Source organism: Halorientalis brevis, from assembly GCF_042678165.1.
GTDB lineage: Archaea > Halobacteriota > Halobacteria > Halobacteriales > Haloarculaceae > Halorientalis > Halorientalis brevis.
In genome coordinates, this window is record NZ_JBHUDJ010000009.1 from 20,353 (window position 1) to 27,452 (window position 7,100).

The window sequence follows — 7,100 nt, forward strand, 5'->3', positions numbered from 1 at the left end:
TGGAGAATGCCCTCGCAGAACTTGTTGCGGAACCAGCGTGAGCAGTGACAGGTCAGATGATGCCAGCGGTCACGAGCAGGCCGACAATGACCAGTAGCATCGCGACCAGACCGCCCCCGACCAGGGGCGTATTCTCCATCGCCTTCTCGTGGATCGGCATCTCGGTATACTCCTCCCGAAACGCGTCGAGGTTATCCTCGTCATAGAAGTACTTCGTCTTCAGTGCGAACCGGTCGGTGACCGCACAGCCCGTACAGACCGGCTCCTGCTCGAGCCGTTCGGTCTTGATGTGGCTGGAACAAGCGATCGCCCCACAGTTCGGACAGTAACTGTAGGTCTCGTCGACGCCGCTCGTCTCGCAGTGCACACAGCTGTGGATGCCATCCTCGCTCGTCACTCGTGACGGACCCGCAGCGAAATACTCGTAGGAATAGGAGTAGTTCCGCAACTCCGTCGTGTGGCAAACTTCGGGCAAATACACCGGCTCGATCGACTGTACGGAAATATCCGAAAGATTCGGCTCACAGGTCTTGTTGTACGTGACGTTGTTGTCTCCAGTATAGGTGACCGTCGTCGTGTGGTAGTCCTGGAGCCTATCGACGGCCCACTCCTTGTACTCCGTCTGCGTCTGACCGAATCTCTGTTCGTCGACCGCATCGAACACCTCCGCGAACCGCTCCACGTCGAGGTCCACCGTCGCGTGGAGATTCTCTGTGACAAGCGACGCAACGTCGTCGTCGGCTAGCTGGGGCTGCCCGCGTTCAGCGTGGACAACAAATTGCGTCCGCTCGTTGATTCGATGGATGACACCGACAGACGTCTCGAAGACGGCGTTCGTGTCGGCGGTGACTGCGACCACCGGCCGAAACGTCACCTGCGAGTGAGGCGCTGGGAGGTCAGCAGCCCCGATGTTCTCGATATCGCGGAACGCCTCCTGGACGGGTGCGTCGACGTCGGCTGCCGGGTCGTAGGGGCGTAGCGTTTCGTCGCAGAGGATCTCGATGCGGCCGTTGTAGAGGTCCAGCCCGATTTCGTCGGCGATCTCCCGGAGGTCCTCGCCGTCCAGCAACTCGATGGGATGCGGATCGTCGTTCTGCTGGAGGCGGTCGGCGTATTCCTGAGCGGGGTTCGTGAACCGACCGGTCGTGACCACCATCCCACGTTTCGGGCCGTCGAAGTCGAACGTCGCGATCGCCGAGTGGAGCTTCTGGACGACCGGCCGTCCGACCGTTCCCGTATGCTTGCACTCCACGATGATCGCGCGCCGGGTGCCGTCGACGACCTCCTCCATGATGACGTCGCGACCCTCGTCGGCGGTTCGGTCGGCCTGGCGGACGTTCTCGTACCCGAGGTTGCGGAACACGTCCTCCATCACGTCCTCGAACTCGAACCCCGAGAGATCGTCCAAGACAGCCATTCTGAATTAATTGGACAGTTCGTTGCAACTGTCAAATACGTTTCCGAACGCAGCTCCGTCCTATTTGTCGAACCCCTGAGAGGGGCGGGGATCACCGAACCGCCCGCGAACAATGAATGAACGAGAATGTACCTGTAGCCAGTTCGGAATCGACGCTAGTAGCATCGCCCGCACAGGCCCACCGAGGCACAGTGGAGGACAGCGGCTTCCGAGTCAACAACCGAACCACCGTCCTGAACCTCGTCGGCGCATCCCTCGATATCCTCGTTGACTGCCTCGTTGTGGGGGGATTCCACAGCCCTACAGAAGAGGGTTTGTGGTTAACCAACAGAACTGAGATAATACCATAATGTGTTGGTTAAAGATTCAGTCACCAATGAGCCACCCATACCTCCATCAGAACTCCTGCTAAAGTCATCAACACGCCACGGAGATTCACCCATGTTACTTGAGTAGCCCTCCCCACGTTCGAAGTCCAAAATCGGCGAGAAACACCATAACACGTGGAATAAGGAGAGTTTTGCACATCGATGATGGGGAGGGAATTAACCCTGGGACTTATACTCCGATTGCGGTGTGTGCAATCCACGGTTTACACATCGATGGTGGGGGGTTGGGATGAATTGTGATTGAGGGAAGGTGTGAGATTAGGTTAGATTTTGAAAGGGGGTGCGTTACACATCGATGACGGGGGGCCTGTGAAAGTTATACTTCGGTGCAGGTGCGTTCTTTTAGAGTCTAAATCAGGCAAATACTAACCCTACATCCGACGTATCTGGCGGATAAACATCGATGGAGGTGTATCTTTTTAGTGCTTCGGTGAACAGCAATCGTATGGCCGATAAGAATCCGACTGACGGGGATCAATCAACACTCGATGGCGGGGGGCAGTCGGCTTGTGATGAAGAACAGCGGGAAGTTTCGGCTGCAGAGGCTGCTGGTGAGGAGCTATCCAGAGCGGATGAACCCTCTCCTGAAGACAGTGGCCAACGGTCAATTCGGGACATGCTCGACGACGAGGGGGAGACATCGGTGTTCGTCAATCGTGATCTCGTCGAGCCAGACACGATAATCGATGAGGAACGAATCGTCGGCCGTGATGATCAGCTTGAATCAGTCGTCTCGTTTCTGAAGCCAACACTCCAGGGGAACCGGCCCCCGAATATGCTGCTGTACGGTCCTGCTGGAACGGGAAAGTCACTCATCATCGGCGCAGTCACACAGCAGATCATCGAACTCTGTCAGTCGAAGGGCGAACGCTTCGGCGTCGTCGATATCAACTGCCAGCCGATCAATACGCTCGATCAAGCAGTCTACGAACTCGTCCAGACCGTCGCGAAAGATGTGGGTGCTGAGGTCGGCGTCCCTGAAACGGGAGTCTCGACGAAGCAGAAGTACAGACGGTTGTACGAACTCATCAACGACCACTACGACTCGGTCATTTTCATCCTCGACGAAATCGATCTGCTTGTTGGGCGCCGCAGCAACGACGAGCCCGCCTACTCGAAGCTACTCTATCAGTTGTCGCGGGCAAGTAACACGGACGAGATCGAAGGCCGTGTCTCGGTCGCCGCATTGACGAATGATCCGAAGTTCATGGAGGACATCGACGGTCGGGCCGAGAGTTCGTTCAACCCTCGCGACGTCTATTTTCCGGACTACGATGCGAATCAGCTGCGTGAAATCCTCGATAATCGTCGCGATGCCTTTCGTCAAGACGCGCTCGAAGATGACGTGATTCCGCTCGTGGCGGCGTTCGCAGCGCAAAGCCACGGCGACGCACGGAAGGCAATCGATCTGTTCCGTGGTGCTGGCGATCTAGCGGATGAGCGTGGTGATGGGAGAGTCACTGAGGACCACGTTCGAGAATCCCAGGAAGAAATCGACAAGGATCGCTCGCTCAAACTCGTGGAGGGACTGACCACCCAAAAGAAGATCTCACTGTACGCGACCGCGGCTGTCGCGAGTCACTCGGGTCGGACAGGGAGTTCTGTGCCGAGTCCAGTTGGGTTCAAAGTTTACCAGTGGGTAACAGATGAACTCGATGCTGATCAGATGACTCGCGAGACGTACGTCAAATACGTCAAAGAGCTCTCCACCTATGGCTTGATTTCTACCTCCCGGAAAAGCCGAGGTCGGGGCGGCGGGATGTACATGGAATTTACCTTCACGGGCGATCCCGAGGCAATGATGAAGCGGATCGTTGACGACACCCGTCTTGAGGGGATCGCCGAGCAGGAAGAACTACTTCGCTCAATCGTCAACGCGCAGCTCAAAGACTTCCACGAACAGTAATAGCAAGTTCAGTTATGTGCATACTACCGTCCCCTCCCCCCGTCATCGAAGTGTAAATCAGGGAGGTGAGATAGGCGAGAATGAGAAAGCACTCAGAAGCGGTAGCTAGCGATTCGATATGGTGTGTCCAGAGAGTCTCTGTAGACTAGAAAGCAGAAAGAAGGTCTCTTCGTTGCACCCACCCCCCGTCATCGAAGTGTAAATCCTGGAGATGTAGGGTGGTGCTCTATTTGAGGAGAGAAACAAGAGAGAGTTATTCGTCAGTAGAGAGGCTGAACACAGCCATTGAGAGACCATTTTCAGATCCTATGATAGACAACGTTACTATTCGGTTAGTCGAAGACATTTTTCTCCTAACACTCGCACTTACGCTAGTGCGGATTTGATTTATACGCTTACTACATAAAACTTCGTCAGACAATAGTGATTGCTTATGAGAATATAGCATCAGTCGTTAAAACGAGTGTGACACTCTCTACGACGCTATTCGTGGATTCAGACCCTAATGTCGATCTCACCCCCTTCCCTCATCATGGTTTTACACATCGATGACGGGGGGAGGGGGTGGCATCTCGAACTAACTCTTCGCTGACCAGTCTGGTTTCGTCACCTGTCTCTCGTGAGCTCGACCCTCATCTTTCGGAGCTTTGGTTGTTGTATTGGATCAAGAGGTCTTTCGATCACGTAATCTGGTTTCTTCTCAGAAGAGAATCGATCGTCCGGTATCTCTCTTGAATGTCAATCTTCGATAGATCTAGTTTCACTCGAATCATCGTTATTAGATACCGTTTGTCCAGCGAGAAGACCCAGCGAACTGGAGTGGCTGGTTCGGTCACTTGGACGACTCGACTACCTTTACTAACTGGCTCATTCAGCTAATCGGTGTAGCTCAGTTATAGAGTTGGTCTGATTATCTTAGCGGATCTGCTCACCCAATTAGCTATGCAACTCAGCTATACTATTCCGCTACCCTCTTTAGCTAAACTACTTAGCTGAGCTGATTGGCTGAGTTACTTAGCTATACCGTCTGACTTAGCTTTATAGTTGAGTACGCGAACATGTCGTATATGCTGGCCTACACAACGTATTCCGAAGCAGGTGGCGTGGCAAAAACCACGACCGCTGCAAACCTCGCTGTCGCGCACGCACGAGCAGGTCTGGATGTCCTTGTGGTGCCGCTCGACCCGCAGGATGCTGATCTCAGCCATCTGTTCGGGGTCGACGATAATCGTGCCGCAGACGGTGCGGACAACCTCGTCCGGCATATCGTCAACAGGCCAAAAGGTGCGTTTGAAGACCTCATCGTCGAGGCCGAACATGGCGTCGATATCATCCCCGAACACAACATGCTCGCGAACCTGGGGCAGTATCTCCGCCGGGAGAAACAACAAGCCGAAGATATGGGTGAGGCCTTCGGAATGCACTCGCAGCTCCGACGGGTGCTCAGAGACGCCAAGGTCAACGAAGACTACGATATCCTCATTTGTGACCCGCCAGCCACTGAAGGGCCGCACCTCTACAATGCGATCGACGCGACGCGGACGCTGGTCATCCCGATCCGTCCGTCACCAAAGGGCCGGACGTCAGTTCAGGGGCTGTCGTCGGTTGTCAGTGGTCTAGAGGAAAACCTCAATGCAGAGATCGGTGTCCTCGCAGCCGTGCCGAACGGGTTCAAAGATACGGCGAGTCAGACACGGGTTCTGGAGGATCTCGACTACCCGACGCCAGAGGTCATCCGAGAGCGGTCATCATTGATGGATGGCTGCTGGGAAGAGCAGTGTTCAGCGTTCACCTACGTCCGAGACCATCGCGACAGAGAGCGGGACTACGAGATCGACACGCTTGCGAAATTCGACCGATTGGCCCGCTATCTCGAATCAGAAGCGGGAATTGATGCTCCGGAGCCGCCCGAGCCTGGCGCGCTCGAATCGGAGGTGCGTGCATAATGGGGATGAAAGAGGGCCTTGGTGATGACCCATTCGCTGACGATACGGCCGAGTCAACTTCAGAATCTAGCGCTACCAATTCAGTGAAGGCCGATACCGGTGGCCAGTCTGCAAACACAGACGTTGAGCAGGCCGATACTCGGTCCGATGTGAATCCGACAGACACAGCGTCCGAATCAACGGGAAGTCGAACGCTCCCGTACATCTACAAGCGGGATGCGGTCAAGGATGGCCGCAGTCAACGGCCGGTGTTCCTTCGCGATTACAACGAAGACCGCATCCCCGAGCTTACCGACGCGGTCGAGGACGATCTTGGTGAGAGCGTTCCCAAAACAGACGTCTTGGAGGCTGCCCTGGAGACTGCAATTGAGAACCCAGAGATGGTGGCTGCAACGCTCCGAACCGACCGGTATGGGTATGACTGGGAGTGAGTCTGTCCGAGCATAATAGCACTATCTGGCCTGTTGTGAGCCAATGTTGATGTGAAAGCAGACTGCCTGGAATTCTGTATAGCGGTAATTGATTTATGAATTTGTGTATGTGCGGGATTCTGTGAGTAGAACTTTTGAGATACCATAATCTGGACGAATCGACGTTGGATACAAGTGGTCGTGATTACCCCAATAATCATGACCACTTTGAAGTGCCCCGCTGCCGTCTGGTACGCACGAATGCTGTACCCGGCTCAGAACGGTGCTTCCCCCAGGGTAGAGCCGCTGGATGCGACTGACTCTATGCAGATATTGGATCGATTGCAAGTTCCGCTCGATCGACGAAAGCTTAATCACGAATTATCTATAATTCATAACCAAGATGGCCCACTCCCCTCCCCGGTCAGGTCGACCACCCATTCAGCAGCTTCAGACGGTCGCCGACCTCCTGGACAACCCGGCACTCGCTCGGCTATACGCCCACATCTTACAACACGGCCCAGTCACCGTGTCCGAGCTCGTCGACACGCTCGACATCCCACAGGGGACCGCCTATGACTATGTGCAGAACCTCGAAACAGCCGACTTAGTGGAGAAAGCCCGTGATCAACGCCCGTACAAATACGATGCTGAGTCCATTGCACTTACGCTCTCGACGGACGGCGAAACCCAGACGATCACGCCGGCACTTATCGCCGCCGTTGCCCGCCGCGACGAGGACGAGGACATCGACGTCTACATTGAGCGCCATGGGCTTGACGGCCTTGCTGACGCCCTCGAATACGCGTACGAGTACGTCGATGGCACCGTCAACCATCGGATTGCCGCCCGGGAACTTGCCCTCTCACCGCTTGAAGCCGAGATCATTCTCCAAGCTCTCGAACCGGTCGCTACTGAATATTCCGGCGCTACTGCATGACGACGGTCTATATCGCCGATACCGGCGTCTTCGTCCGCTGTGGTGGCCCGGACAGAGACAAGTTTCAACGACTCCGTCGAGCAATTCGACAG

At 55.2% G+C, this 7,100-nt stretch carries 6 protein-coding genes; 5 read left to right on the forward strand and 1 reads right to left on the reverse strand.

The annotated features are described in order from the left end of the window. Positions 1–52: 52 nt before the first annotated feature. Positions 53–1,417 carry a restriction endonuclease gene (locus ACFR9U_RS14410; protein WP_247381681.1) on the reverse strand — a complete coding sequence of 455 codons (1,365 nt, stop codon included), beginning with the start codon at positions 1,415–1,417 and terminating at the stop codon, positions 53–55. A gap of 1,005 nt (positions 1,418–2,422) precedes the next feature. Here ACFR9U_RS14410 and ACFR9U_RS14415 point away from each other — a divergent pair. The 5 genes from ACFR9U_RS14415 to ACFR9U_RS21375 form a co-directional block, all read left to right on the forward strand. Beyond that, positions 2,423–3,712, forward strand: coding sequence for an orc1/cdc6 family replication initiation protein (locus tag ACFR9U_RS14415; RefSeq protein WP_247381724.1), 1,290 nt, complete (start codon positions 2,423–2,425; stop codon positions 3,710–3,712). A gap of 1,067 nt (positions 3,713–4,779) precedes the next feature. Further along, entirely contained in the window at positions 4,780–5,658 is an 879-nt protein-coding gene (locus tag ACFR9U_RS14420) for a ParA family protein (RefSeq protein ID WP_247381679.1), read from the forward strand. Next, on the forward strand, positions 5,658–6,089 hold the full coding sequence (locus ACFR9U_RS14425) for a DUF7970 domain-containing protein (RefSeq protein ID WP_247381677.1): 432 nt from the start codon (positions 5,658–5,660) through the stop codon (positions 6,087–6,089). Before ACFR9U_RS14420 ends, ACFR9U_RS14425 begins: the two co-directional genes overlap by 1 nt. A 382-nt stretch (positions 6,090–6,471) precedes the next feature. Continuing rightward, positions 6,472–7,008: a MarR family transcriptional regulator gene (locus ACFR9U_RS14430; RefSeq protein WP_247381675.1), complete on the forward strand. Its 537-nt coding sequence runs from the start codon at positions 6,472–6,474 to the stop codon at positions 7,006–7,008. Continuing rightward, a partial coding sequence (locus ACFR9U_RS21375) for a PIN domain-containing protein (protein WP_465262023.1) occupies positions 7,005–7,100 on the forward strand: 96 nt, incomplete at its 3' end. The genes ACFR9U_RS14430 and ACFR9U_RS21375, both read left to right, overlap by 4 nt.

What these genes read in the sequence shown, in the direction of transcription:
- ACFR9U_RS14410 (WP_247381681.1), bottom strand. Translation starts at nt 1,417, where the DNA reads ATGGCTGTCTTGGACGATCTCTCGGGGTTCGAGTTCGAGGACGTGATG.
- ACFR9U_RS14415 (WP_247381724.1), top strand. Translation starts at nt 2,423, where the DNA reads ATGCTCGACGACGAGGGGGAGACATCGGTGTTCGTCAATCGTGATCTC.
- ACFR9U_RS14420 (WP_247381679.1), top strand. Translation starts at nt 4,780, where the DNA reads ATGCTGGCCTACACAACGTATTCCGAAGCAGGTGGCGTGGCAAAAACC.
- ACFR9U_RS14425 (WP_247381677.1), top strand. Translation starts at nt 5,658, where the DNA reads ATGGGGATGAAAGAGGGCCTTGGTGATGACCCATTCGCTGACGATACG.
- ACFR9U_RS14430 (WP_247381675.1), top strand. Translation starts at nt 6,472, where the DNA reads ATGGCCCACTCCCCTCCCCGGTCAGGTCGACCACCCATTCAGCAGCTT.